23 protein-coding genes are annotated in these 24,375 nt (G+C 60.4%); 13 read left to right on the forward strand and 10 right to left on the reverse strand.

The annotated features are described in order from the left end of the window. The first annotated feature begins 17 nt into the window (after positions 1 to 17). The gene (locus ACO07N_RS00805; RefSeq protein WP_421979194.1) at positions 18 to 1,091 is read left to right on the forward strand and encodes a tartrate dehydrogenase; all 1,074 of its coding nucleotides are present in this window, start codon (positions 18 to 20) and stop codon (positions 1,089 to 1,091) included. Positions 1,092 to 1,153: 62 nt separating this feature from the next. On the opposite strand, the gene ACO07N_RS00810 is transcribed toward ACO07N_RS00805, so the two are convergent. The 3 genes from ACO07N_RS00810 to ACO07N_RS00820 all read right to left on the reverse strand — a co-directional run bounded on the left by ACO07N_RS00810 (position 1,154) and on the right by ACO07N_RS00820 (position 4,371). Next, entirely contained in the window at positions 1,154 to 1,558 is a 405-nt protein-coding gene (locus ACO07N_RS00810; RefSeq protein WP_421979195.1) for a thiamine pyrophosphate-dependent enzyme, read from the reverse strand. A gap of 369 nt (positions 1,559 to 1,927) precedes the next feature. Further along, positions 1,928 to 3,295 (reverse strand): dienelactone hydrolase family protein, encoded by a 1,368-nt coding sequence (locus ACO07N_RS00815; protein ID WP_421979196.1) that lies wholly within the window; start codon positions 3,293 to 3,295, stop codon positions 1,928 to 1,930. Between the two features lie 17 nt (positions 3,296 to 3,312). Beyond that, positions 3,313 to 4,371 carry an SRPBCC family protein gene (locus tag ACO07N_RS00820; protein ID WP_421979197.1) on the reverse strand — a complete coding sequence of 353 codons (1,059 nt, stop codon included), beginning with the start codon at positions 4,369 to 4,371 and terminating at the stop codon, positions 3,313 to 3,315. A gap of 172 nt (positions 4,372 to 4,543) precedes the next feature. Here ACO07N_RS00820 and ACO07N_RS00825 point away from each other — a divergent pair, with 172 nt between their 5' ends. Further along, positions 4,544 to 5,026 (forward strand): LysR family transcriptional regulator, encoded by a 483-nt coding sequence (locus ACO07N_RS00825; RefSeq protein ID WP_421979198.1) that lies wholly within the window; start codon positions 4,544 to 4,546, stop codon positions 5,024 to 5,026. 67 nt (positions 5,027 to 5,093) lie between these two features. Further along, positions 5,094 to 5,441: a LysR substrate-binding domain-containing protein gene (locus tag ACO07N_RS00830; protein WP_421979199.1), complete on the forward strand. Its 348-nt coding sequence runs from the start codon at positions 5,094 to 5,096 to the stop codon at positions 5,439 to 5,441. Here the strand turns inward: ACO07N_RS00830 and ACO07N_RS00835 are convergent. Next, a complete protein-coding gene (locus tag ACO07N_RS00835; protein WP_421979200.1) occupies positions 5,438 to 7,504 on the reverse strand; it encodes a protein-disulfide reductase DsbD family protein in 2,067 nt (688 codons plus the stop codon). The genes ACO07N_RS00830 and ACO07N_RS00835 overlap by 4 nt on opposite strands. A 376-nt stretch (positions 7,505 to 7,880) precedes the next feature. On the opposite strand from ACO07N_RS00835, the gene ACO07N_RS00840 reads away from it, so the two are divergent. Next, the gene (locus tag ACO07N_RS00840) at positions 7,881 to 8,384 is read left to right on the forward strand and encodes an SRPBCC family protein (RefSeq protein WP_421979201.1); all 504 of its coding nucleotides are present in this window, start codon (positions 7,881 to 7,883) and stop codon (positions 8,382 to 8,384) included. 211 nt (positions 8,385 to 8,595) lie between these two features. Here ACO07N_RS00840 and ACO07N_RS00845 read toward each other — a convergent pair whose 3' ends face one another. After that, the gene (locus ACO07N_RS00845; protein ID WP_421979202.1) at positions 8,596 to 9,063 is read right to left on the reverse strand and encodes a cupin domain-containing protein; all 468 of its coding nucleotides are present in this window, start codon (positions 9,061 to 9,063) and stop codon (positions 8,596 to 8,598) included. A 96-nt stretch (positions 9,064 to 9,159) separates the two neighbouring features. Here ACO07N_RS00845 and ACO07N_RS00850 point away from each other — a divergent pair, with 96 nt between their 5' ends. From ACO07N_RS00850 to ACO07N_RS00860, 3 genes are all read left to right on the forward strand, one after another. After that, a complete protein-coding gene (locus ACO07N_RS00850; RefSeq protein ID WP_421979203.1) occupies positions 9,160 to 10,098 on the forward strand; it encodes a LysR family transcriptional regulator in 939 nt (312 codons plus the stop codon). Between the two features lie 273 nt (positions 10,099 to 10,371). After that, positions 10,372 to 11,514, forward strand: coding sequence for a hypothetical protein (locus tag ACO07N_RS00855; protein ID WP_421979204.1), 1,143 nt, complete (start codon positions 10,372 to 10,374; stop codon positions 11,512 to 11,514). A gap of 408 nt (positions 11,515 to 11,922) precedes the next feature. Beyond that, complete coding sequence (locus ACO07N_RS00860; protein ID WP_421979205.1) at positions 11,923 to 12,498, forward strand: YceI family protein; 576 nt, start codon at positions 11,923 to 11,925, stop codon at positions 12,496 to 12,498. 113 nt (positions 12,499 to 12,611) lie between these two features. Here ACO07N_RS00860 and ACO07N_RS00865 read toward each other — a convergent pair whose 3' ends face one another. Together ACO07N_RS00865 and ACO07N_RS00870 are read right to left on the reverse strand one after the other, a co-directional pair. Beyond that, on the reverse strand, positions 12,612 to 13,424 hold the full coding sequence (locus tag ACO07N_RS00865; RefSeq protein ID WP_421979206.1) for an alpha/beta hydrolase family esterase: 813 nt from the start codon (positions 13,422 to 13,424) through the stop codon (positions 12,612 to 12,614). A gap of 215 nt (positions 13,425 to 13,639) precedes the next feature. Beyond that, positions 13,640 to 15,028 carry an FGGY-family carbohydrate kinase gene (locus tag ACO07N_RS00870; protein WP_421979207.1) on the reverse strand — a complete coding sequence of 463 codons (1,389 nt, stop codon included), beginning with the start codon at positions 15,026 to 15,028 and terminating at the stop codon, positions 13,640 to 13,642. 248 nt (positions 15,029 to 15,276) lie between these two features. Here ACO07N_RS00870 and ACO07N_RS00875 point away from each other — a divergent pair, with 248 nt between their 5' ends. From ACO07N_RS00875 to ACO07N_RS00885, 3 genes are read left to right on the forward strand one after another with little or no spacing between them, the layout of a single operon-like run. Continuing rightward, complete coding sequence (locus ACO07N_RS00875; protein WP_421979208.1) at positions 15,277 to 16,005, forward strand: GntR family transcriptional regulator; 729 nt, start codon at positions 15,277 to 15,279, stop codon at positions 16,003 to 16,005. Next, entirely contained in the window at positions 16,002 to 16,973 is a 972-nt protein-coding gene (locus ACO07N_RS00880; RefSeq protein ID WP_421979209.1) for a sugar phosphate isomerase/epimerase family protein, read from the forward strand. The genes ACO07N_RS00875 and ACO07N_RS00880 overlap by 4 nt, the downstream gene beginning before the upstream one ends. Next, entirely contained in the window at positions 16,970 to 17,827 is an 858-nt protein-coding gene (locus tag ACO07N_RS00885; protein WP_421979210.1) for a PfkB family carbohydrate kinase, read from the forward strand. Before ACO07N_RS00880 ends, ACO07N_RS00885 begins: the two co-directional genes overlap by 4 nt. A gap of 4 nt (positions 17,828 to 17,831) precedes the next feature. On the opposite strand, the gene ACO07N_RS00890 is transcribed toward ACO07N_RS00885, so the two are convergent. Then, entirely contained in the window at positions 17,832 to 18,848 is a 1,017-nt protein-coding gene (locus ACO07N_RS00890; RefSeq protein WP_421984361.1) for an aldo/keto reductase, read from the reverse strand. Positions 18,849 to 18,943: 95 nt separating this feature from the next. Here ACO07N_RS00890 and ACO07N_RS00895 point away from each other — a divergent pair, with 95 nt between their 5' ends. Genes ACO07N_RS00895 through ACO07N_RS00905 form a run of 3 tightly spaced genes read left to right on the forward strand, consistent with a single transcriptional unit; the run spans position 18,944 to position 22,298 of the window. Next, on the forward strand, positions 18,944 to 19,747 hold the full coding sequence (locus ACO07N_RS00895) for a BtpA/SgcQ family protein (RefSeq protein ID WP_421979211.1): 804 nt from the start codon (positions 18,944 to 18,946) through the stop codon (positions 19,745 to 19,747). Further along, on the forward strand, positions 19,744 to 20,814 hold the full coding sequence (locus tag ACO07N_RS00900) for a M42 family metallopeptidase (protein ID WP_421979212.1): 1,071 nt from the start codon (positions 19,744 to 19,746) through the stop codon (positions 20,812 to 20,814). The genes ACO07N_RS00895 and ACO07N_RS00900 overlap by 4 nt, the downstream gene beginning before the upstream one ends. Further along, positions 20,811 to 22,298: an FGGY-family carbohydrate kinase gene (locus ACO07N_RS00905; protein WP_421979213.1), complete on the forward strand. Its 1,488-nt coding sequence runs from the start codon at positions 20,811 to 20,813 to the stop codon at positions 22,296 to 22,298. Before ACO07N_RS00900 ends, ACO07N_RS00905 begins: the two co-directional genes overlap by 4 nt. Before the next feature lie 31 nt (positions 22,299 to 22,329). On the opposite strand, the gene ACO07N_RS00910 is transcribed toward ACO07N_RS00905, so the two are convergent. Both ACO07N_RS00910 and ACO07N_RS00915 read right to left on the reverse strand, forming a co-directional pair. Continuing rightward, on the reverse strand, positions 22,330 to 23,247 hold the full coding sequence (locus ACO07N_RS00910; RefSeq protein WP_421979214.1) for a carbohydrate ABC transporter permease: 918 nt from the start codon (positions 23,245 to 23,247) through the stop codon (positions 22,330 to 22,332). Between the two features lies 1 nt (position 23,248). Then, positions 23,249 to 24,355, reverse strand: coding sequence for a carbohydrate ABC transporter permease (locus ACO07N_RS00915; RefSeq protein ID WP_421979215.1), 1,107 nt, complete (start codon positions 24,353 to 24,355; stop codon positions 23,249 to 23,251). Between the last annotated feature and the right edge of the window lie 20 nt (positions 24,356 to 24,375).

The raw sequence follows: 24,375 nt of genomic DNA on the forward strand, positions 1-24,375 counted from the left end.
AAAAGCAGGAATTTGTCATGCGCAGCTATCAGATTGCAGCCATCCCGGCCGACGGCATTGGTCCGGAAGTGATTGAAGCGGGATCGGAAGTTCTGGCTGCGCTCGGACAGCGCTCCGGGGATGTGAGTTTTGACCTGACCTTCTTCGACTGGGGATCAGACCGGTACAAGAAGCACGGCGAGATGATGCCCTCCGACGGACTGGAACAACTCAAGCCCTTCGACGCGATCTATTTCGGCGCCGTCGGCGCACCGGATGTCCCGGACCACATCACGCTCTGGGGTCTCAGGTTGCCGATCTGCCAGGGATTCGATCAATATGCCAACGTGCGGCCCACCAAGATTATTCCCGGCGTCACCTCGCCCCTGCGCAATGTCGGGGTCGGGGATCTCGACTGGGTGATCGTTCGGGAAAACTCCGAAGGCGAATATTCGGGAAATGGTGGGCGCGCCCACCGGGGTCTGCCGGAGGAAGTCGGCACCGAGGTCGCAATCTTCACCCGCGTCGGCATCGCGCGGATCATGCGCTACGCCTTCAAGCTGGCTCAGTCGCGGCCGCGCAAGCTGCTGACGGTCGTGACAAAGTCAAACGCGCAGCGGCACGGTATGGTGCTCTGGGATGAAATCGCGGCAGAGGTCGCGCAGGAGTTTCCGGACGTGACGTGGGACAAGATGCTGGTCGATGCCATGACGGTTCGCATGGTCAAGAACCCGCAAAGCCTCGACACGATCGTTGCAACCAACCTGCATGCGGATATCCTTTCCGATCTAGCGGGCGCGCTTGCCGGCAGCCTCGGCGTTGCGCCGACGGCCAACATAGATCCGGAACGGCGGTTTCCGTCCATGTTCGAACCCATTCACGGCTCGGCTTTCGATATCACCGGAAGGGGCATTGCCAATCCCGTGGCAACATTCTGGACGGCTTCCCAGATGCTGGATCATCTGGGCGAACAGGAATCCAGCCGGCGCTTGATGACTGCCGTTGAACGCGTTTGCGATGCAGGCATCCTCACGCCTGACGTCGGTGGCAAGGCAACGACGCGCGAAGTGACCGATGCCGTGATCCAGGCAATCCACGGGTCGAATACGTGAGACTTGATCTTTCTTTGTCGAGGTAGACAAAAGGCGCCTCACCACTCGAATTCAGACAGCGTTCAATCCGCCACCCGTTGATCCTTCAGGGCCGCGACGTAGCCATCGCGCGCCGCCTTCACTTCCGGGCGTGCAGAGACTTCCGGCACGGCGACATCCCACCAGGGACCACCGCCTGCCTCGCCCGGACCGTGCATCGGGTCGGTGTCGATCACGATGACCGAGGGGACTTCACGGTCGCGCGCCGCCAGGATCTCGGCTTCGAGGCCGACGATGTCCTTCGCCTTGACCGCGTGCGCGCCCATGGCCGCAGCGAGGGCGACGAAGTCGATGTCCGACTTCGCCTCGACATTGCTGCTCCGGTAGAGATTGTTGAACTCAGCCCCCCCCGTGCCCCTCTGCAGCCGGTTGATGCAGCCGAAGCCGCGATTGTCGGTCAGGACCACCGTGAAGGGAACGCGCCGCATGGCTGAACCAGTCGAACTCGGCTCGTGAGAGCCAGTCGGTAATCGACTGGTAGATGATTTCAGGCCCATCCGACCGCACAGAGAGCACTCCGTCGACGGTGCTCTCGGTCGGCTTCGACCATCGCAAATGCCGTGAGAGCAATGACATAACTTCGCAAAGACGTGTGATCAAAACCGTCCGTGATGCCATGGGTATTCCCAGAAATGGACGCGTGCCGTTACTTGGATGGAAGTGTTCCCACAAACGCGGCGCATTCTTCGAGCCAAGAGGCGAGCGCTGCGTCCTCTGCCAGCCCCTCCGGAGAAATCAAGACATACCCGGTCATCTTTTGTGTACGGTCGTGGAAACGTGACTCTCTTGCCGCAAGATCATTCGAGTGTAGCACCTAAGAAAGCGGCGATCGCGGCAGCATCCCAGCCGGTAAAGGCCTGTTCGCGACCATCTGCAAGCCGGACATAGAAGCCCGGCGTTCCTCGTATCCCAAGAGCACGCATCGCGGCAGTGTTGATCCGCATTTCGTTCTGGTAGGCATCGATGGCTTCCTGAGTGTCAGTCAGACTTGGCAAGATTCCGAGTTTCTCAAGTTCGCGCAAGGCCCGCACGCCGTTCACCTGACCCCGCCCCTTCATCAACGCGTGGTAGGCGCGGTTGTAATCGGCAGGGGAAACGAGCGAGAATGTGTGTGCCGTCGCTTCGCGCGAACCTGGCCCGATCAAGGGCACGTCCACCGCGACAACACGGGTGTTGTCGGGCATTTGCGCAAGAAAACGGCCCATCTGCCGGTGCGCGATCCGGCAGATGGAGCAGTTGAAGTCGAAGAACTTATAGATCACGAGATCACCTTCTGGGTTCCCGAAATATCCGCCTCGCGCATCGGCGGCGGCCAGTGCTTCGGCGATGATCGCCTGCGGGTCTTCGCCGGTATCGGGGGCTGCGGTCACCGCCAGCGGCAGCGGACGGGTCTGTGCAACCGGTCGTCCGGCGATGCGGTCGTCGATCCAGGCCGCGATGGCCCGGCGCCCGGCGCCGCTGACAACGTGGGGGACGGCGAAGGTCTGCAACTCAACCGACAGGTTCGCGTCCGACAACGCCGCGATCGTGGCGTCAAGCTCCTCAGCGCTGAATCGCGAGTCGCGGGTGCCATAGCCGATAAGCACATGGGCACCGTTTTTGATAGTCCAGTCTTCAGCCTGCACTTCAGGCGGAAGGCCACCAGCGAACGCGATGTACCCCGCTGCAAGATCGGGGTGCGTCAGCGCAAGTCCGAGCGCCATCGACGCTCCCTGGCTGAAGCCGACGACGTAGACCTGACGCGGATCCGCACCGAGTTCCGCGGTCAGGGCCGCAATCGCGACCGCAACAATATCAGCGTTGGTCGTGAAGTCGCCAGGCTGGCTCAAGACGTAGCCTTCGCTGCCATCGACCGGAAACCAGGCGTGCCCTCCGCCCTCCACAGGTACCGGCCCCCGGAGCGCGACAAAGCTGTTGCTGGAGGCAGGTTCGATGTTCACGAGTGTCTCGATCTGGCCTTCATTCATTCCGTAGCCGTGCAATCCGACGATCAGGGAGGCGCCGTCGGTCGCCGCGCGACGAATGACCCGCGCAGTCAGTTCCTTGCCGCCCGCTTCGACCGAAAGCGTCGTCGGCTCTGCTTGTGCCAGGGCCCCGGTCGGGGCCCCAGCGATCAGGGACAGGCCAAGGCAGAGTGCCGTGAGTGGTGATCTGAGGAATGCCATGGCCTGCACCTTACCGATCAAGACCTTGACGCGATTTCGCGCGGGTGCGGCTCACCGTTTTCCAGGAAGTACCTGAGATCCTCAATCCCAAGCCCTGCGAAGAAAAAGAAGTTCGACCGAGCAAAGGCGATGGCGCTAGGCGGCACGCCTGGCGCGGTCGAGAAGGTGATCGTAACGTTGACCTCCGAGGTGACCTCGTCGACCGGCGTCACACTCCAGACTGCCTCGTTCGAGGTTACGAAGGGCGGCATTCCTTCTTCGATCGTGTAGGCATAGGTGAAGCTGTCTTCGTCGTATCGCGTGATCACTTCGCGCGTGGCGCCGCCGAGACCCGGGATGAAGCACGACCGGACGTCACCGATCGCGCCGGCATCGGCATCTTCGAACTCGATCGACTGGATTACACTGGCCCATTCGTGAGCATTCGCGTAGTTCTCGGCTACTTCCGCCCAGACCGCCGTGGCGGAGACGTCGAAAGTCCGGGTATGCGAGAGCGTCACCTCGGCGAAGCCGCTGTGCTCTCCGCTGATGTACCCGCCGAACCGCTCTGCCAACCGCTGAGCCGCCGCCAAGTAGAGCGCCGACGCGTCGGCCGAAGCCTCTCCGTCGAAGTACTGCTGCCAGGATAGAACCGACCCGCCGCGCTCGTCGGCTGGGCGCACCTGGATCACGGCCAGGTGGTTCGACAGACCCATCGGGTTCTCGGCGGGCAGGCTGTAGGCAAAGGACATCTGACTGGCGTCGCTCACCTTGATTGTTTCCGACACCACCGTGCCGTCGGCCAGCGTCAAGTCACGCATTATGCCGTCACCGGAAACCTCGACACCAGCGACGCTGTCGATGATTTCGTCAACATTCATGCTGTCCGAGACGAAGGCAAAGACGTCCGTGGGCGACGCGGCCAATTCGACTTCGATCTCGAACTGCATCGGCGCCAATGTCAGTTCGTCGACCAACACGGCGCCGACGACGCGCGGCGGCATCTCCTGTGCGGCGGTCACCGTCGCAGCGCCGGCCAGGCTTGTCACAACCGCGATGACGGCGGCTGTCGTTTTGAAAGTGGAAATCAGGCGCATGGGAAACCTCCTGTTGATACCTGCGCCATCGTGCTAGCTTACTTGAAAACGCACCGCACGTTCCATTATAGCGCCACACTGGACCAAAATTGGAACAGTCATTATTGCTAGGACCATGTAACTGACGACTCATCCATTTTTGCACTTCAGACGACGAGGAGACCCCGAACGCATGTCAGTTGACTGGAATGACCTGAGGGTTTTCCTCGCCGTGGCCAGGGCCGGTTCGATCCGCGGGGCCTCCGAAAGCCTCAAGGTCGCGCATTCGACGGTGTCGCACCGCATGGACGCGCTGGAATTAGCACTGAAGACCCGGCTCTTCGACCGCACGCCCGACGGACTGCTGATTACGCCGTCCGGGGAAGAGCTCGTGGTCTCCGCGCAGAAGATTGAGGAAACCATGCACGCCGCTGAGCGGTCGGTTGCTGGACGGGACTCGGCACTGTCGGGGGACGTGCGCTTCACCCTGCCCCTGCCCATGGCGGTCTGCGTGCTGACCGACGACCTCACGCGCTTCGTCAAGCAGAATCCACTCGTAAACCTGACCCTGGAACTGACCGAGGATCTGCTCGACCTCTCCAAGCGCGAGGCCGACATCGCCATGCGGTTCACGTCGCAAGGCAACTCCCCCCCCCAACTATCTCGTCGGGCGTAACCTCGCGACGCAGGCGTCCTGCGCGTATGCGTCAGCCGACTATATCGATGCGCACGTCTTCAGCGGCGTGAACCGCAACGCCAAATGGCTGGGCTGGGACGATGTGGTCGAGTATCCGAAATGGGTCCATTCCGCCGGGCTGGAACCCATGCCGGTCATGGGCAGCTTCGACGACGTGTTCGTGCAGATGGCGTTCGCAAAACGGGGACTCGGAATGGCCTATCTGCCTTGCATGATGGGTGACCTCGAACCGGATCTTCGACGAGTTCCCAGCGCCCGCGCCGTGCCACATACCTCGCTGTGGGTCCTTACCCACCCGGACCTGCGCGACAGCGTCCGGCTTCGCCGGTTCCGGGAGTACCTCTACGACGTAGTGTCCGACAAGCTGGATCTGATCGAGGGCCGGGGGGCCTAACCCCGCGCCTCTTGCAGCGCGTTAAGGACGGCGCCGGGCGTTAGCAGTTCCGGCAACACAATGCCGTCAGGCGCGCCCGGCCCATAGACGGCATTGAACGGGATGCCATAACGCCCTTGGCTCGTCAGGAAAGACAGGATCGCGTCGTCGCGCTGGGTCCAGTCTGCCCGGAGCGGCGTGATGCCCTCGGCCTCCAGCGCAGCCCGCACATTCCCGTCGCTGAGGGCAAGGCGCTTGTTCACCTGGCAGGTGATGCACCAGTCCGCCGTCACGTCCACGAACACGACATCTCCGGCGGCCACCAGGCGATCGTGTTCCGCAACGCTGAAATTCGCGAAATTTGTCGTCACAGCCTGGGGCGCAAATGCACCTCCGGCAGAAAAAATGGCAGGACTTGCCATGAGAGCAAGCGAAAGCGCTGCGGTCGCTGTGCCGACGAAGGCCGACCGGTTTGCGTCTCCGCGACCGGTCCAGAGAACCGCCCCGATGCCCAACAACCCTGTGGCAACGACCAGGGCGAGGACTTTCCCTGAGACGCCGGCGATGACGAACAGCAGCCACACCACTGTCGCCGCAAGTGCCAGACCCAGAAGTTTCTTGAGCTGTAGCATCCATTTGCCAGGCTTTGGCATCGACGTCGCCATTTTCGGGAAAATCGAAACGAGCAGGAACGGCGCCGCGAGCCCAAGGCCGAGAGCCGTGAAGATGGCCAGGATCTCGGGCGCCCCCGAGGACAGCGCGAAACCGACCGCCGTACCAACGAAGGGCGCTGAACAGGGCGTGGCTAGGAGCGTCGCGAAAACGCCGGTCAGGAAATGCCCGCGCAGGCTGTCTGAATTTCCGGTCTGTGCGGCGACGGACATCCATTGCGGCAAGGGTATCTCGAACATGCCGAAGAGGTTGTAGGCGAAGATCATAACGACGCTAGCCATTAAGACCAGGAAATACGGGTTCTGGAACTGGATGCCCCATCCCACCGCGACCCCAAGCGCGCCGAGCGCAATGGCGCCGAAGGCCAGCAACCAGAAGGAGGCGACAATTCCGAACGCTGACGCCAAGAAAGAAAGACGCACGCGCGTTGGGCTTTGCCCGCCCTGCGAGACGACCGACAGAAGCTTGATCGACAGAACCGGCAGGACGCATGGCATGAGGTTCAGGATCAGGCCACCAACAAAGGCGGTGCCCAGCAGCCCCAGGAAGGCCGTCGTCGGAACCGGGGCGCGGGACGCTGCGGGGTTGCCGTTTATCCCCGTCTCAAGGCCGCGTGCACCGTCAACGACCGTAATCGTGATGTCTTCCGCCGAGAGGCGCGCGGCCCCGCCTTCCAAGGTTTCGGCCGGCACGGACGCCGTCAGGACAAGTCCGTCCTCGCGCAACGCGATTTCAGGCCTGCCGAAGGTAACGTCTTCCGGCCCCTCGATGATCACGTCCGGAGAAGTGAACGGAAAGATCGACGCCACCTCGACACTCACGCGGGACCCGCCTGGTTCGATTGCAGCCGTGCGAAGGTCCAGCCCTGCCCTGGACCCATCGCCAGGAACCTGTGAGCTGTAAAGATCGATAAGCTGAGCTTCGGTGCTGGCCACCGACACGCCCGGTTCCAGCGTCAGAGAAACCTGGGCGACCTGCGGGATGCAGACCTCCTTGCAGAGCAGGTAATCGACAGTGGCGTTCAGATGCGTCGGCCGCGAGGGGTCGGGAACAGTCACATCGAAGGGAAAGAGCACCCGCTCGCCATAACCGAGGGTATCGAGATCGAAGAGCGAAAAACGGTACGGTGCGGGCCATTGCATCTCTCCGACTTCCGCATTTCGCGACCCGGACCAGTCAACGGTGACGGGATAGCCGGCGTCGCCAGGGCTCCTCCAATAGGTCTTCCATCCGTCATCAAGCGCGATGTCGACGCCTATCCGGATCGCCCCGTCCGCCGGCAGTGCCGTCTGAGCTGCCACGATCCGCGTCTTGGACAGATCGAGCTCTGTCCAACCTTCCTCGGCTAAAGACGCCTGCGGCGCCGTATGAAGCAAAGCGGCCATGAAGGCAGTGAGCATGAGACGACGCATCGGCTTTCCTCCTGCGGTGGTCAGGGAGTGGGGTCGTACCGCACGTTCTTAGCGGATGGATTTCCGTCCAACACCTTCGAAATTTGCACCTCACTGGTGCAAAATTAGAAGTGGCAAAAGCGAGGGGCGGCAATCACTTTCGACGATGCCAAGCGAACAAAATCGCGCCAGAGGACACGCCCGAAATGACCAAGCACGCTTTAATTCAACTGGAGCTCAAGACGCCCGAAACTGCAGATGGCGCGGTGGCGGACATCATCACGTGATGTCGAACTTTCCAACCGCTCACTCGATCCCGCCGAGGACAGAGATTCTGTCCTCCGGACACGAACCAAGAAGCTTCAATCGAAAACCCTAAAACGCGAAAGGAACCACCATGCGTGCAGAACTGACAAAACGGATCAACGCTTCGGCAGAGGACGCTTGGGCGGCCTTCAACGACTGGGGTGGCATCTGGCGCTTCCAGCCCTGGGTCGTGCGCTCGCCTCTGCTGAGCCAGAACAACGAGGGCGTCGGCGCGAAACGGCGTTGCGAGTTCGTCGACAAGACCTCGATCGTCGAAACAATCACCAAGATCGAGGACGGCCGTGCGGTTCACTTGTCGCTCAGCGAGGCGCCGAAACCGATGAAGGGCGGCACGTCCGTGATACGCCTTTCTCCGCGCGGCAACGCGACCGATGTCACGGTGGAGATGGACATCCAATTGGGCATGGGGCCTCTGGGCGCGATCATGGGGACCCTGATGATGAAACCCATGATGAAGAAGCGCGTGTCGCTCATGCTCGACAGCCTCGAACATCACCTGAAAACCGGTGGCAAGATCGACAGCAAGGGCGTGAAACACGCCTCGCCCGTGGCAGCCGGCGCCGTCCCTGCCTGATCTTAAAAGTGAGCGTTGGTTTAAAGGGGCGCTTGTGGCTGGAGTGCATGCCCGTAGCCCGCCCTTGCCAGACCTTGTCTCACTAGGTCCGAAGTGGACGTTCGTTGTAGATAAGATCAATGTCCGCTGCGGGCCGTTATTACTAAACTGGTTGTTGATGCGCGCACACCAGGTGCCACGCACCTCTTTTTGTTTGCAAAAATTATTGCGGTTAAGCGGGCTCAGGTTGGGGAGTGACAAGTGTCATGCCGACTTCCTGTGCCATCGCGAATACTGACGGAATATCGGGCTCACTTGGCGTTGGCAGGTCAGTCTGGCCCTCGGGCAAAGGTTGTCCAATACCGGTGAAAAATCTGTCGTGCATCATCCCTGGCGCGTTGATGATCAAGACCCGTGCGGGCGTGTCGCCAACTGCCTGAAACGCATGAACTGCACCGTCCGGGATCGCCACATGATCGCCCGGCCCCGCCAAAAACTCTTCTCCATCAACCATGAAGCCTATTTGACCCTCGGTCACATAGAACGATTCCGTCTCTCCTGCATGGTGATTGGGCGGTGCGCCTGCACCAACAGGGACCAGGCATTCAACGAAACAGAACTTGCCCATCGTCTCAGATGGAAACGCATGAAACTTCATGAGAATGTTCAGGACATTGTAGGTACGAGGACGATCCGACATGCTGAGGCTCCTTCTCTTTATGAGCGGTGAACACAGCAAACGGTATTCGAGACCAATAAATCTGTTAAACCGATTATTTTGATAGTATTAATTGGCATGGCCAATTTATCTACCTTCGACCTCAATCTTTTGCGCGTGCTGGATGCGCTTCTCATCGAGCATTCGACTGTCAAGGCTGGAGAGCGTTTAGGTCTTTCCCAGTCGGCTGTGTCTGGAGCACTTGGAAGGCTCCGCGTGGCACTGGAAGATGATCTGTTCTTCAGAAGCGGACAAAGGCTTGAGGCAACCGAATTTGCACTGTCTCTGCGGGATCCACTTCAGGAAATTCTGGGACGCATTGAGTTGCTTATCGGCCAGCGGGCGGTGTTTGATCCTGCATTTTCCGAGACGACGTTTCGTATCTCTGGAAGCGATTTCTTTGCAGAAATGCTAATGCCGCAACTGGCTGAACATTTGGCACTTCTTGCACCTTCGATGCGTGTTCACCTTGTAGACCTTGTTCCAGACGACCGTGTTGGGGCGTTGGCACGTTACGAAGTTGATTTTGCGCTCCTGCCAGAAACGCAATTGCCGGATTGGGCTGAAGGAGTACCGGTGTTCAGCGCTTCCTTTTCCGTCATTGCCCGCAAAAAGCACCCGAGGCTTATTGAAAGAGGAATCAAGAAAGGTGACGTGATGCCTTTAGGTCTCTTCTGCGAACTGGGTCACGTCCTGTTTTCAACAGAGGGCCACCCGACAGGCGTTGGCGATGAGGCGCTGGCGCGCGTCGGACGCAGCCGCGACATTAGAATGACGCTTCCGGTATTCTCCGGAGTATATCGTGCTGTGGCGGGTTCGGACTTAATTGCGTTGCTGCCAACCGCGCTCGCAAATCGTGTGGCTGGTTCTGTGGACTTTGAGATCTTTCGACCGCCAGTGCCAGTCGATCCAGCCCGTCTCTTTTTGATCTGGCATCGTCGATACTCGGTCAGCCCCCCGCACCAATGGCTTCGCGAGCAGATATGCGACCTCCTGAAGTCCTATGACGATGCTTAGTATAAAGACCAACAGTCTCGGCTGCGGACAGGGTTCGGCATCTTATGAGCAGACATTCACCACTCGTGCATCAAAAGTCGGCTCAGGGATGTTAGTCGCCGCATCCTGTGCGCCTTCGAGTTTCGGTTGTTGAGGGAGCAGGATTTGAGCCGACGACCTTCGGGATATGCTTCAGCTGCTTTTTCACACAGCCACAATTCTTGAATTATTCTTGGCCTGCAATTGATTTTGTATTGAAGATTTTGTACACGAATACATGTGAGACATAGAAACATGATTGATTTCATTTTTTTGAAATCAATGCGTTATGAGGAATGGAGGTTCGAGTGCCTCCTCCGCTACCAAATTTTACTCTCGCCACATTCCCTTCAGACTGCTATTGGCTGTACGAATGACAAAGTACACCAAATGATCTCCATCTCGTTTCATACCCCCCATCTGCCACTATCGTTGAACCTTGATCTGGCCAGCTTGCGTGGTGGCGGCTCCTACCCCAGTCAGTTTTATGGTGAGACACAGGAAGGTCGGGAAATCTATGTCCGCTACCGGGGTGGACATCTGAGCGTTGAGCAATCAGACAATGACGGCCGCAAAACCCGGCTTCTGGAAACAGATATCGGCCCGCCTCACGACGGGTCCATGTCGCTGGCGCAATTCTGCCGTTACTTTGGCGTGACCGTAAATGGAAAAGTGCCGGAGGAAACGGACCCGGAAGCGCGTCGCTACACCGACTTTTCCGGTGCGACGACATATTGGACCGCAGATTTTGGTCGTGTGACCGAACAGACCTCCCGCAGAATGTTGGAAACCTGCCGCAAGGCTTGGCCGGAGGCCCTCCTGCTGGAACCCGTCTGGAACAGCCGGCACGAGCTTTTGGACCTGCGTGAAGCGAAGCCGGACAACATCAGATCTTATCGCGTATGGCTCGTCGACGGTGCCGCTCGCCTTAGTGACATCGACACGCACCCCGATGAGCATCTCCTGCCAAAAGAGGGGCAACTCCAGGTCAGTGTCGACTATGGTCTCTGGAATTCGACGGGAATACCATACGGGAACAGTCACCTGATCTCGGCTTCAAAGGAGCTGGGCAGATCCATTTATGTAGCGGGCAAGTACCGTCAAACGGATATTGTCGAAATTGAAGACTGCGCCTTCAAGCTTAGAGCGACCTTCCCCACCTGCGATGAAACGCCCCGCGAAAAGCTGTCCAATCTGGCCACGGTGCTCTTGCCGCACCTTCCGCAAACAGAGCTGGAGCGTGTCAACCTTGGCACCGGCGAGGTTGTGTCGACTTTCACGCGGCCGATCGACCCGGCAATCATTCACTGGTGTTCGCAGGACGACGACCGCTGGATAGCCGTTCTGAAAGATGAAACGCGGGGTCCATGGGTTGGCGTGCGCGCTCAGCGAGCCTGACTTCCTTCCGCCTCCGACACTGTTTGTTCAGTCAGCCTCCACAGAGACTGAAACGGTGGACTTGAAGTTCACATCCTGAGGGATCGAACCGGTCCTCAACGGTGATTGCCACCGATTTGAATCGATGAGCTTCAGTGCCATGTCGATCCCCGAACCGGACAGACGGTTGTCACGGGATGATCCGATCCTTCAGGATATTTATACCAGCGCGCTTCAACGCCTGATGAAACCGACAAAATTCGCGATCAGATCTGTGTACCTGCAGCTCGGCGAGGCTCCGACTAATGTCCACGCCCCTCCCCTCGTCACGTCTGCGTGAGGCTTCAACGCTTCTCATGGCACTTTCCGTTGCGATCAATTTATATGATCGCGTCAAGTTCAACCATCAGACGACGCCTGGAGACCACGATGCGTAGCCTTGTCACCGTTGCCCTCATGAGTTTGCTCACCGTTCCTGCCTTGGCCGAGACCCGCACCTACAAGACCGATGCAGGCCACACGGAGGTACGCTTCGGGTGGGACCACGCGGGTGTCAGCCGCCAGCACGGCGAGTTCGACCGCGCCGAGGGAATTCTGGTGATCGATCCTGCGGATCCGGCTTCGGCCACGCTGGAGGTCACCATCGATGCCGCATCGGTATCCACCGGCGTCGGGCCGCTCGATGATCACGTGAAGAGCGCCGACTTCCTGGTCGTGGAGGACCATCCGGCCATACGCTTCGTCTCCACGTCGGTGACGCCGACCGGCGATACCACGGCTGATGTTGCCGGCGAGGTGACGCTGCGCGGGGTGAGCGTGCCCGTGACGCTGCAGGTCGAACTGATCCATCAGGGCCCGCACCCTGTCGCCAAGTTCATCGATTACTACAAGGGCGACTGGCTGGGCTTCCACGCGACCACCGAGATCGACACGGCCCCCTTCGGTTTCGCGCTGCCTGTCGGTCCGCTCTCCATCGATATCTCGACGGAAATGCGGGCCCAGTGACACTCCGGTCGCTGCAGCTTGCCTAACGGGGGAAGTTGGGCCTCGGGGCTTACTCCCGCCATCAGAAAAGTCGGCAGCATTCTCCGGCTTCCGATGGTCGGGCAAAGAAAATCTCAAAGCTGTTTGAGCGAAAGCCCCTCAAACCAGTCAAGAATGGTATCCGCCCAGCCTGCCGGTGCGGTGTGACCACCCTTGTGCAACAGAAGGTCGACCTGCCCCTCTTCGCAGTCCGTCCAGTGCCGCAGCCAGTACTCCCCCTCAAAACTGTTGGTTTCCGGCTGCCGGTTACCGCAACGGTTCGTTTCCCTCAACACCTTGAGGGAGGCCCAGACATCGCCCTGCACAACGGTGCCGTCCCTGAAGGACCGGCCCTCCAGGGGAACCGTCCGGTCCGTCCAGCCATGCGCATGAAACAAGCGCACCGGGCCCGCGCAACGCTCCGGCAGGCTGTCCCAGAACGCGCCTGCGACGGGCGCATAGGCATCCGCAAACTCAGGCAACCGGCAGGCCATGTCCCAGACCATGGATCCGCCGCGCGAAAAACCGGCGAGCACAAACGGTGCGTCCGCCAGCCGGTATCTGTCGCGGACATCGGCAATCACGGTCTGCAGGAAGACCGCGTCGTCGCGATCATGACGCGTGTTGTCCGCCCGCACGGACCAGTCCTTCGTCCAGCGCGCCTCGGGATGTTCTCCGTTAGGGGCAACGAACACATAGCCGCGGGCGACCGAGACACGCGCAAGATCGGAATTGAGCATTGCCTTCCCGCTGCTGCCGCCGCCATGAAGATGCATGACAATGCCGGCAGGCTCAATTTCTGGCAGGATCAGGTGATAGCTTCCGCTTTCAACACGGCACGGGGTCTCCGCATCGCCGCACGCCTGTTGCGCGGAAGCCGCGCCCTGAAAAAGGAAAAATGCCAACATCAAGCCGGCAATGTGAGGCAATCCCCTGCTCTGCATGTCTGTTCCCACCACATGACGCGATCCGAGTGCCTGGCGTGGATCCGCACGCGTTCATAAGCGTTCACGCCGGTCAGCCTGGCATCAGATTTGTCAGGCAATCGCCGGCTGGATGCAAATCACTAAGTCGGAGGAATCGCTCGGAGACTGTTCAGGCACGCATCGAATATCGTCTCACCTCAGGCGCGGCTCGTGCCAACCTTGTGAAACCAGCTCCGCGCATAGGCCGTATATGCGGGATCCGCAGTAACAACTCCGGTCCTGTCCACCGGCTCAACCGGGTTCTTCAACGTGTCGGAGACCAGCAAGGCGGCTCCGAGACCCGTGCCGGTGGTCGAGACGTCCGAACCTGCGGCAATACGGGCGGTCGCGGCTTCAAGCATCTTCATGAACAGATCATTCCTTGCAAACGGGCCCTCCACGATCGTCGGCCCTTCAGCACCGATGAGCTCCAGGCACCGGCTCGTCACCAGCGCAAGGTAGAAAGATGCGGCCGCATACCGTTCGCCGTCGGTGAGTGCGCTTTCGTCCACGCTCCAGCCTGCCCGGGCGCCCTGAAAGGGTCCCGACAGCGGATCGACCGCAGGATAAAGCTGGATTGGGTGCGCCAGAACGCGGGACACATCCTCTTCGGAGGCGTGACGGGCTCCTTCCTTCATCACCAGGTCAAACTCCCGTCCGCCCATGAACCGTGCCGACGGGACGGGGTCTCCGAACGCGTTCACGTTCAGCAGGGTGTCGCGTTCCGGAGACAGGTCCTTCCCGCGTCCGCCGACCGCAAAGGAAATCACCCATGTTCCTGTCGATACGACTGAAAAAGCACCTTTCAGGGCGAGGAGGTATGGATAGAGCGACGCATTGGAATCGTGAATGCCGCTGGCAACCGGTATGCCCGCCCGAAGACCCGTGAGAGCGGCGATGTCCGGTCTCAGCAGGTGCGTGCATCTGGCCGCGATCTGAGCCGGCGCCATCTTGTCGGCAAGTCCCAGGCGCCGAACCAGGGATGAGAAGCGGCGGTCCTGCGGGTTCCAGAGGTCCGTGTGGGCGCCAAGTGACGTCATTTCCGTGTTCTTCGCACCCGTCAGCTTGTAGGACCAGTACTGGGGATACGTGACGACGCTGGCGATGCGGTCCAGCAGGTCAGCATCGCGATCGAGTTGCCAGTAGATCTGGGCACCGACATTCAGTCCGAGCGGAAGGCGCGGCGATCCCGTTTCCTGAAAGTCCGGGCGAATGGCATCGTAGCCTGCCGAAAGGTCATCGGGCCCGGCAAACTCGTAGTCCAGCATCGGCACAGCCAGGTTTCCGTCCCTGTCCAGAAGAACGATGCTGGCGCCATGCGTCGCGATCGAGATCGCATCGATACCGTAGTTTCCGTTGTGCCTTGCAAGCGCATCGACGATGAAGCTCCAGAGGCCCTGAAGGTCATAGTGCGGATAGGGCGGTTCGGCGAGGACGGTATTCGGCTGCGTCGCTATGTCAATTTCGGCGCCATGGATGGCGTCCACCACGCCGACCTTGGCGTTCGTCTTGCCGATGTCTATGACCGCAATGTGTCTCACGCACATAGTTCCCCATGGAAGCGGCGTCACCTGGCGTTCGCTTGCGGACCGGTTGAACGACGCGCTTATTTCAAATCTGTCACACGCCCCGTGTCATCTCAACGCACGCTCCGCGCCGGTTTGCGACCACAGACGGGATCGAAGCTGCGGCGGCGATCATCGCCGGGGCACGCCTGGATTCAAAACGCTGCGGCAAACAATCGACAAACACCCTTGCCCGGGTTTCGAGCGACAGGTAGCATGTTAGTATACCAATGATCGAGACGACGGCCACAGATATGGAGACCTCCGGCACCGTTCTGTTGACACCTTTGTCAGAGTACGAGGGCAGTCTGTCGTCTCGCGTTTACATGAGCCTGAAAGACGCGATCCTCACCCTGGCTTACGAACCCGGTGAGGTCCTGCGCAAGGCCGAGATATGTGACCAGCTCGGCATCTCCCGGAGCCCCGTTTCCGAAGCCGTGGCGAGACTGGCCGCGGAAGGATTGCTCAGGGTCATGCCGCAGTCGGGCACCTATGTGGCTCAACTGTCCATGGACGAGGTGCGCGAGGGCGCATTTATCAGGGAGGCTTTCGAACTGGCTGCCGTCGAATATGTCGCCCAGATCATCACCGAAGATCAGGTCACGCTTCTGCGACGAAACCTTAAGGTACAGCAGGGACTTGTGGAGGATCAGGACATTCAGGGATTTTACAAGTCCGACACCGCGATGCACAATCTGATCATGGGCTTCACCCATTTCAGACGCCTGGCATCCATCGCCGAGACCAGCTGGCTGCATGTCAACCGGGCCCGCCAGCTTGTCTTGCCCAACCCGAGGCGGGTTTCAGACACGCTCGAAGAGCACACCGCGATCGTCGAAGCGCTTGCAGCACGCGACCCGCACGCTGCCAGAGCCGCAACGGAGTTTCACCTGAGCCAGCTCATCCGCCACCTTGAGGCGGTAGAACGCGACCGGCCGGAGCTTTTTTCTCGACCATGACACGCCCCAATCGTCCTCGCTACGCCGCCCGCCTGAATGCCTTCAAACAGCTCTCGCCGGGATCCGATATATGCGATTGGATCGCTGCCGCAGGACAGGTCGAAGGACTTGGTGCAGCCGACCTGAACTATCCGGATCACGTTTCGAAACACGGCGAGGACGCCGTCAAGGGTGCCTTGAATGATGCGGAACTGGAATTGAACGGCATTGCGATGCGCTACTATTCCGAGCCGGCATTCAAGCTCGGAGCCTTTACCCATCCAGACCCGTCGGTCCGGCAGGCCGCCATCGACATCACCAAAAGGGGAATGGACGCCTGCGCCCGGATGGGCGGCAGGGTCGTCACGCTCTGGATGGGACAGGACGGCTTCGACTACGCCTTCCAGATGGACTATGCCGCGGCCTGGGAGCATACGATAGATGCGATCCGGGACGTGTGCGCGCACAACACCGGGCTTGATATCGCCATAGAATACAAGCCCAACGAACCGCGGGCGTTTTCCCTCATGCCGGACATCGGCACGACATTGCTCGCCTGCAGGGAAGTCAACGCCGCCAATCTCGGCGTGACGCTCGATTTCGCGCATGTCCTTTATGCAGACGAAATGCCCGCCTGTTCGGCCGCGTTGATTGCGCGCCATTCCCGGATGATCGGTCTGCACCTGAACGACGGCTACGGCAAACGCGACGACGGCCTGATGGTCGGGTCCGTTCACGCCATCCAGACAGTCGAACTCCTGATCGCGATGCTGCGGGCGAACCAGACGGATGTGATCTACTTCGACACGTTTCCCGACATGGGCGGCCTGAACCCGATCGAGGAGGCACGCACGAATGTCATCATGACCGACCGGCTCCTGGACGTGGCGGAGAGCTTGTCGGACGACGCCGAACTCGGCGACGCGATCAGCCGGCAGGACGCTGCGATCTCGCAGAGGATTGTTGCCCGGAAGTTGTACGGGGCATGACGATCCTGGTTACAGGGGCACTGCATTGGGATGTCGTGGTGAACGCGCCCAGGCTGCCGCATATCGACGAGACCTTGAAGGGGTCCTCCGTCGCCTATCAGTTCGGCGGCAAGGGCGGCAACCAGGCCATCGCGGCGGCCCTTGCCGGGGCAGATGTCGCCTTCGCGGGGCGGATCGGATCGGATCAGGCCGGCGCGGAGATGAGACGCAGATTGATGAACGCCGGGATTGACATATCGGAACTGCAGGTCGGGCCGGGCGCTTCGGGAATGAGTGCCGCGATCGTCGACGGAGACGGCAACTACGGCGCCGTGATCGTTTCCGCGGAGAACCACAAGTTCGACACCGGGCTGCTGACCATCCCGGGCGGATGCCGAATGGTGCTCATGCAGAATGAGCTGACCCATGCCGCTTTGCTTGAGATCAAAGCAAAGGCGCATCAGGCCGATGTTCCGGTCGTGCTCAATGCCGCCCCGGCCCTCGGCCTCACCGGCGCGGACCTGGAAGGCGTGAACGTGCTGATCGTCAACCGCGTCGAGGCTTCGGATCTGCTGGGCCGCGATCCGGCGGAACTCGATCCGCCCGAGAGTGTCCGTGCACTTCAGGGCCTTGCCCCCGGATCGGATATCGTGGTGACACTTGGCGGCGACGGCGTGATCTTCGCGCAAAGAGGCGAAACACCGGAACATCAACCGGCCTGGAAAACGACTGTCCGCTCCACCCACGGCGCGGGCGACGTTTTTGTCGGCACCTTCGCCGCCGCACACGTCGACGGTGCGCCTTTCGGTACGGCGATCGGAAGAGCTCAGGAAGCGGCGGCCGATCACGTCTCAAGGAACCGGGCAACTCCCTGATCGATCACGGGGCGTCTTCGCGCACCAGACCCTCGCTTTTCAGGTCGGCCCAAAGTGCCTCGGGGATGTCGGCGCTTTCCGCCTTGAGATTGCTCTCCATTTCGCTGACACCCTGTCCTCCCGGGATGACCGAAATCACCGATGGGTGCCGGAGTGGAAACTGAAATGCGGCATCCACCAGGCGAACGCCGTGGCGGTCACAGATATTCTGGATCGCGCGAACCCTTTCGAGCACGTCTTCGGGAGCCGGGTCGTAGTTGTAAAAAGCGCCCGGTTTCGCTCCCGTCGCGAGGATGCCGGAGTTATAGGGGCCGCCGATGACGATACCGATGTTGCGCGCCTCGCAAAGCGGCAGAAAGCTGGTCAAGGCCTCCTGCTCGAGCAGCGTGTATCTCCCTGCCAGAAGGAAGATGTCGAAATCGCCGCGTTCGGCCATCCACTGGCAGGGTTGCCATTCGTTCACGCCCGCACCGAATGCCTTGATCGTTCCCTGCTCCCGAAGCGAAAGCAGCGCCTTGTATCCGCCATTCATGAACTCGTTCAGCTTGGCATCGAGCGCGTCCTGCGTGCCGTGATTGAAAATATCCAGATCGTGAGCAAACAGGATGTCGATGCGGTCAATTCCGAGCCGTTCCAGGCTGAATTCGATCGAGCGCATCACCCCGTCATAGGTGTAGTCATAGATCTCCCGTCTGGCGGGCACGTCGAACCATTTTCCGAACCCGTCCCGATCCTCGGGGCGCGTCGCCGCCAGGATCCTGCCGATCTTCGTCGACAGGACATAACTGTCCCGATCCTTACCGCGCAGAAACGGATTGAGGCGGGTCTCCGAGAGACCAAGTCCATAGAGCGGAGCGGTGTCGAAGTAGCGCACACCGGCGTCCCAGGAAGCCGCCAGTATCTCCTGAGCGTCCCGGTCCGGGATCGCCCTGTACAGGTTGCCGAGGGGCGCGGTTCCGAATCCGAGTTCCGTTACCGTGACACCCCCGTTGTCGATCCTGTCCCAATGTCTGGTCTGCAACGCCATAGCATGCCTCCTTTTAACTGACATGCTAGTATCAAATGAGCTAGACTGCACCCTCAAATTCGGCTGCAGGACTGCGTGGAGGAAACTTGATGGCGAATTTCGAGACTGTTTTTGGAACCCCCAAACCCGTTATCGCCATGGTTCATTTCGGCGCGTTACCCGGAACACCGCTTTATGACGCGGAACGCGGTCTCTCCGGCCTGCTAAGCGATGCCGAAGCCGATCTTCACGCCCTTCAGGCAGCTGGCGTGGATGCCGTCATGTTCGGCAATGAGAATGACCGCCCCTACGAGTTTTCCGTGGACACTGCGAGCACGGCCACGATGGCCTATGTGATCGGCCGACTCAGGGACCAGATTACCGTTCCTTTCGGGGTCAACGTTCTTTGGGACCCGAAGAGCACGATCGCGCTCGCTGCCGCGTGTGGCGCAACCTTCTGCCGTGAGATCTTCACCGGCACCTATGCCAGCGACATGGGGCACTGGGCACCTGACGCCGGTGAGGCCCTGCGCTATCGAAAGCGCCTGGAAAAGGACGATCTCCTGATGCTCTACAATGTCTGCGCCGAATTTGCCGACAGCCTCGATCGTCGCTCCCTCGCCGATCGCGCCCGGTCCGCGGTTTTTTCCTCGATCCCGGACGCCATTCTCGTTTCGGGCCAGATCACCGGGGAAGCTGCGCGCATGGAGGATCTGGAAGCCGTGAAGACCGCTCTTCCGGACACCCCCGTTCTGGCCAACACGGGCGTGAAACTTCACACGGTCGCCGACGTTCTTCGCATTGCTGACGGATGTGTCGTCGGCTCCAGCCTGAAAGTGGACGGCAACACCTGGAATCCGGTTGACCCGGATCGCGCCAAGCAGTTCATGGATCGTGCGAGGGCCGCCCGATGATCAGCGAAGACCTCCAGGCACTTGTCATGATCCCGGGTCTGTCCGGCCATGAAGACCGCGTCGCCCGCGAGATTTCCGCCAGAATGCCGGTCCCTTGCAGGACGGACCGCCTGGGCAACCTGATCGCAACGTTCCCGGGAACCGGGCCGTCGGTGATGCTGTTCACCCACATGGACCAGTTGGGATTCGTGGTCAGGAAGGTCGAGGAGACCGGCCTGATCAGGGTTCAAAGGCTCGGCGGTGTGCCCGAGCGTGCCCTGCTGTCGCAGGCCGTCGTTCTGTCCGTGCCGAACGGCAGGGACATCCCCGGCGTGATTGCGAACAAGAGCCACCATGCCACCCAACCCGACGAAAAATACACGGTTCCCAAGGCAGCCGACCTTTACATCGACGCCGGCTATGCGAGCAGGGCTGACGCAGAGGCGGACGGCATCCAGATCGGGACACCGGTCACCTACGCACCAAACTACATGCACCTTGCCGGCGGCCGCGTTGCCGGCACGGCGATAGACGACAGGGCCGGATGCGCGGTGCTTCTGGAGGTCGCCAGGTCGCTCGCCGGGCGGCAGGACGGACCGATGGTGCATGCCGTGTTCTCCACGCAGGAGGAATTCAATCTACGCGGTGCCGTCGTTGCCGCCCAGAGCCTGAAGCCGGATATCGCGATACAGATTGATCTCATGCTGGCGTGCGACACGCCGGACATGTCGGCTGTGGGCGAGATGCGTCTCGGCGGCGGACCCGGTATCAGCCTCTACAGTTTTCACGGACGCGGAACGCTGAACGGCGTGCTGCCGCATCCCGCGCTCGTCACCGTTTTCGAAGGTGCCGCCAAGGAGCTTCAAATGCCGCTGCAGCGATCGGCACAGGTCGGCGTTCTGACCGATCTCAGCTACGTGCAGCTTGTGGGAGAAGGCGTGGCGTCGATCGATGTCGGTTTTCCCATGCGGTACAGCCACTCCTCGCTGGAAGTGTGCCAGATCAGCGATCTTGAGGATCTGGCCAGACTTTTGTGCACCGCGCTGGAACACATCACACCGGAAACCAGGCTGGAGCGCGGCGCATGACCTACACCCTCGGCGTGGATATCGGCACCTATGAAACCAAGGGCGTTCTGGTTGATGCGACCGGCAACGTTGCCGCCACCGCGCGCCACGCCCACGAAATGACCGTGCCGCAGCCCGGCTGGGCGGAACACCGGCCGGAAGAGGACTGGTGGGGCGACTTTGTCACGGTTACCAGGGACCTCATCCGGCAAGCGGGCGTCAACGGCGATCAGATCAAATGCGTCGCCTGCTCGGCGATCGGCCCCTGCATGCTGCCGGTCGGCGAGGACGGCTCGCCGCTGATGAACGGTGTGCTTTACGGCGTCGACACCAGGGCCATGCGCGAGGTGTCCGATCTCACCGGCCGGATCGGCAATGACGTTCTGCTGCAACGGTGCGGCAACGCGCTCACATCCCAGTCGGTCGGCCCGAAGATCCTGTGGCTGAAAAACAATCGTCCGGAGATCTATAAACAAGCGCACAAGATACTGACATCGACCAGCTTCATCGTTCATCGGCTGACCGGTGAATACGTGATCGACCACTACACGGCCGCGAATTTTTCCCCTCTCTATGACGTGACCACGCAAGACTGGTGCTTCGATCTGGCCCCGGAAATCCTTCAGCCAGACAAGCTGCCGCGATTGCTGTGGTCGTCGGAGATCGCCGGCCGCGTGACCTCGAAAGCCGCAGCGGAAACCGGCCTTGCCGAAGGAACGCCCGTCACAGCGGGAACGATCGACGCGGCTGCCGAGGCCCTCAGTGTCGGTGTCCGGTCGAACGGCGACATGATGATGATGTACGGATCGACCATCTTCATCATCACGTTGACCGAGGACCGTGTTCAGGATGGGCGGCTCTGGTATGCGCCCTGGCTGTTTCCCGGTCAGCACGCGTCGATGGCAGGGCTTGCGACCTCCGGAACGCTGACGCACTGGTTTCGCGATCAATTCGCGCGCGAACTGCCGAAGGAGACTGCGTTCCTGACACTCGCGCAGGAAGCGGAGGCGATTGCCCCGGGCGCGGACGGGCTGCTTTTCTTGCCGTATTTTTCCGGGGAGCGGACGCCCTTGCATGATCCGCATGCAAAGGGGGCCTTTTTCGGTCTGAACCTGACCCATACGCGCGGGCACATGTACAGGGCCCTTCTTGAAGGGATCACCTTTGGAACGGCCCATGTCGTCGAGACATACCGGGAGGCCGGTGTCGAACCTGCGCGCATCCTCGCCGTCGGTGGCGGGACGAAAAACGCCGTGTGGCTGCAGGGCACGTCCGACACATCCGGGCTGAGCCAGATCGTCTGCCAGAAAACCGTCGGCGCGAGCTACGGCGACGCATTCCTGGCCCGGCTGGCGATCGGCCAAGCACGGATCGACGACATTGCCGCGTGGAATCCGGTCTCGCAGACGATCCATCCGAACGAGGTTCAAAGCTACCGCAAGGCCTATCCGCTGTTCCGCAGGCTCTACGAGCAAACCAGGGATATTGCCGCCGAGCTCGGTTAGACGGGCGAGCCGTTCGAACTGACGCTGCCGGTCATTTCACCGCACCGGCAGCCATACCCTTGATAATAAAGCGCTCCAGCGCGATGCCGATGATGATAAGTGGCAGAATGGCCGCGAAGCTGAGGGCCGCCATGGACCACCAGCTTATGCCCTGCGATCCGGTCTGGCTCGCAACCATCACCGGCAGCGTCGTGGCGTGGCTCGACGTCAGGAGTGCGGCGAAGAAATATTCGTTCCACGTCAGAACGAGCGACAGGATGAACGATGCCACCATGCCGGGCGCCGCGATGGGCAGGATGATGGTCAGGAACGCGCCCCATATCGACAAGCCGTCGACGAGCGCCGCTTCTTCGAGCTCGGTCGGTATGGAGCCGAACTGATCCCGCATGATCCAGATGACGATGGGCAGAACGGTCAGCGTATAGAGCAGAATGAGGCCTATGCGCGTATCCAGCATTGCGAGCGACTTGTAGAGCACCAGGAACGGCAGCGCGAGAACGACCGGCGGCAAAATGAGCTGGCTCAGGAAGAAGAATGAAATGTCCGGGTTGCGCATGAAGCCGAAACGGTAGTTGAACCGCGACAGGCCATAGGCGGTCATGCTGCCCAGCATGACCGCAAGCGTGGAGGCGGAGACCGCGACGACGGTCGAGTTCCAGAACCTTTTCAGGAACTCTTCGCGCACCGTGCTCTCGTTCGCAATGGTGTCGGGCGACAGTCCGAGCGAGCGCCATCCGAGCCACTTGGGGATGTAATCCCACCAGGGCACCATGTTCCCCTTCATGACGTCGGGCGCCATCTTGAAGCTCGTGGTGATCGTCCAGTAGATCGGAAAGATCGAAATGAACGCCCAGATGATCAGGATCCCGTAAATCAGAATTCGTCCCGAAATCCGTTTGGCCCTGAAGGCCTTGTCGGCGTCTGTGTCGTGGAATATCTGGGTCGTCATCTCAATACCTCGGGCGCATCCAACGGTCCGCCGCCTTGATCAGAAGGGTCATGGCGATGACGATGATGACCAGATAGACAATGGCAAGGAGCGTTCCGTAACCGACATTGGACCGGTCGCGATACTCCCGGAAAATGAAGCTCGTCACGCTGTCCGTCGCCCCGCCGGGACCTCCGGACGTAACGTTGATGATGATGTCCGCAAGCTTCAGCTTGAAGATGATCCGGATCAGGATCGCGGTGATGGAAACCGGCAGCATGAGCGGGAACGTGACTTCCCAGAACTGGGTCCACGCGCCAGCCCCGTCAACGCGCGCCGCTTCGTTAAGCTCCCGCGGGATCGCCTGCAGGCCCGCAAGGATCATGATCATCATGAAGGGAATATACGTCCAGGCATCCATCAGCATGATCATCAGCTGGGCGATTTCGGGAGACGAAAAGAACGAGGGATTGTCCACGCCGAGCTCCCGCAACAGCCTGGCCACGGGCCCGAACCGGTTCTCCAGCATCGATTTCCCGATCATCCAGGAAACCGCAACCGGGGACAGCATGAGCGGCAGCAGGAACGCCACACGAAAGAACTTGCGCGCCCTGATTTCCGCGTTCAGCAGCAGGGCGAGACCGAAGGCGATGGCATACTCCACGATGATCGCGAGCGTGTACCAGACCATGTTGCGCAGCGCGTTCCAGTAGAACGGGTCACTCCACATTTGCCGCAGATTGTCTATTCCGTTGAATTTCCGCCCGTCGGGCGACGCAAGGTTCCAGTCGGAGAAGGCGATGACCAGCCCGAATAGGAGCGGAAACACGACCATCGAGACCACGAACAACGTGGCCGGAAGCACAAACAGCGTGCGCTTGCCATGCTCCCCACGCGTGATCACCTGCGACGCGCATAGGCAGATGCCCCAGAAAATATAAGCATAGAGGGTTGGCCGCCAGTTCGCGAACCCAAGGTCGATCCAGCCGCCCTGGTCTGCTGCCTGGAGCAGTGCGACAAGTGCCAGCAGGCCTGCTGAACCCCAGACCAGAAATCTGCCGAAACGCTTGCGTTGTTCGGAAATGTCGTCGGCGGTTACAACATGAAGCCGATCGCCTTCGGAACTCATTAAAGTCTTGCCCCGCCATT

Origin of the sequence: Roseibium sp. (assembly GCF_965229775.1) — a bacterium.
GTDB lineage: Bacteria > Pseudomonadota > Alphaproteobacteria > Rhizobiales > Stappiaceae > Roseibium.

Coding starts and splice junctions, on each gene's coding strand:
- ACO07N_RS00805 (WP_421979194.1), top strand. CDS start 18: ATGCGCAGCTATCAGATTGCAGCCATCCCGGCCGACGGCATTGGTCCG.
- ACO07N_RS00810 (WP_421979195.1), bottom strand. CDS start 1,558: ATGCGGCGCGTTCCCTTCACGGTGGTCCTGACCGACAATCGCGGCTTC.
- ACO07N_RS00815 (WP_421979196.1), bottom strand. CDS start 3,295: ATGGCATTCCTCAGATCACCACTCACGGCACTCTGCCTTGGCCTGTCC.
- ACO07N_RS00820 (WP_421979197.1), bottom strand. CDS start 4,371: ATGCGCCTGATTTCCACTTTCAAAACGACAGCCGCCGTCATCGCGGTT.
- ACO07N_RS00825 (WP_421979198.1), top strand. CDS start 4,544: ATGTCAGTTGACTGGAATGACCTGAGGGTTTTCCTCGCCGTGGCCAGG.
- ACO07N_RS00835 (WP_421979200.1), bottom strand. CDS start 7,504: ATGCGTCGTCTCATGCTCACTGCCTTCATGGCCGCTTTGCTTCATACG.
- ACO07N_RS00840 (WP_421979201.1), top strand. CDS start 7,881: ATGCGTGCAGAACTGACAAAACGGATCAACGCTTCGGCAGAGGACGCT.
- ACO07N_RS00845 (WP_421979202.1), bottom strand. CDS start 9,063: ATGTCGGATCGTCCTCGTACCTACAATGTCCTGAACATTCTCATGAAG.
- ACO07N_RS00850 (WP_421979203.1), top strand. CDS start 9,160: ATGGCCAATTTATCTACCTTCGACCTCAATCTTTTGCGCGTGCTGGAT.
- ACO07N_RS00855 (WP_421979204.1), top strand. CDS start 10,372: ATGATTGATTTCATTTTTTTGAAATCAATGCGTTATGAGGAATGGAGG.
- ACO07N_RS00860 (WP_421979205.1), top strand. CDS start 11,923: ATGCGTAGCCTTGTCACCGTTGCCCTCATGAGTTTGCTCACCGTTCCT.
- ACO07N_RS00865 (WP_421979206.1), bottom strand. CDS start 13,424: ATGTTGGCATTTTTCCTTTTTCAGGGCGCGGCTTCCGCGCAACAGGCG.
- ACO07N_RS00870 (WP_421979207.1), bottom strand. CDS start 15,028: ATGTGCGTGAGACACATTGCGGTCATAGACATCGGCAAGACGAACGCC.
- ACO07N_RS00875 (WP_421979208.1), top strand. CDS start 15,277: ATGATCGAGACGACGGCCACAGATATGGAGACCTCCGGCACCGTTCTG.
- ACO07N_RS00880 (WP_421979209.1), top strand. CDS start 16,002: ATGACACGCCCCAATCGTCCTCGCTACGCCGCCCGCCTGAATGCCTTC.
- ACO07N_RS00885 (WP_421979210.1), top strand. CDS start 16,970: ATGACGATCCTGGTTACAGGGGCACTGCATTGGGATGTCGTGGTGAAC.
- ACO07N_RS00895 (WP_421979211.1), top strand. CDS start 18,944: ATGGCGAATTTCGAGACTGTTTTTGGAACCCCCAAACCCGTTATCGCC.
- ACO07N_RS00900 (WP_421979212.1), top strand. CDS start 19,744: ATGATCAGCGAAGACCTCCAGGCACTTGTCATGATCCCGGGTCTGTCC.
- ACO07N_RS00905 (WP_421979213.1), top strand. CDS start 20,811: ATGACCTACACCCTCGGCGTGGATATCGGCACCTATGAAACCAAGGGC.
- ACO07N_RS00910 (WP_421979214.1), bottom strand. CDS start 23,247: ATGACGACCCAGATATTCCACGACACAGACGCCGACAAGGCCTTCAGG.
- ACO07N_RS00915 (WP_421979215.1), bottom strand. CDS start 24,355: ATGAGTTCCGAAGGCGATCGGCTTCATGTTGTAACCGCCGACGACATT.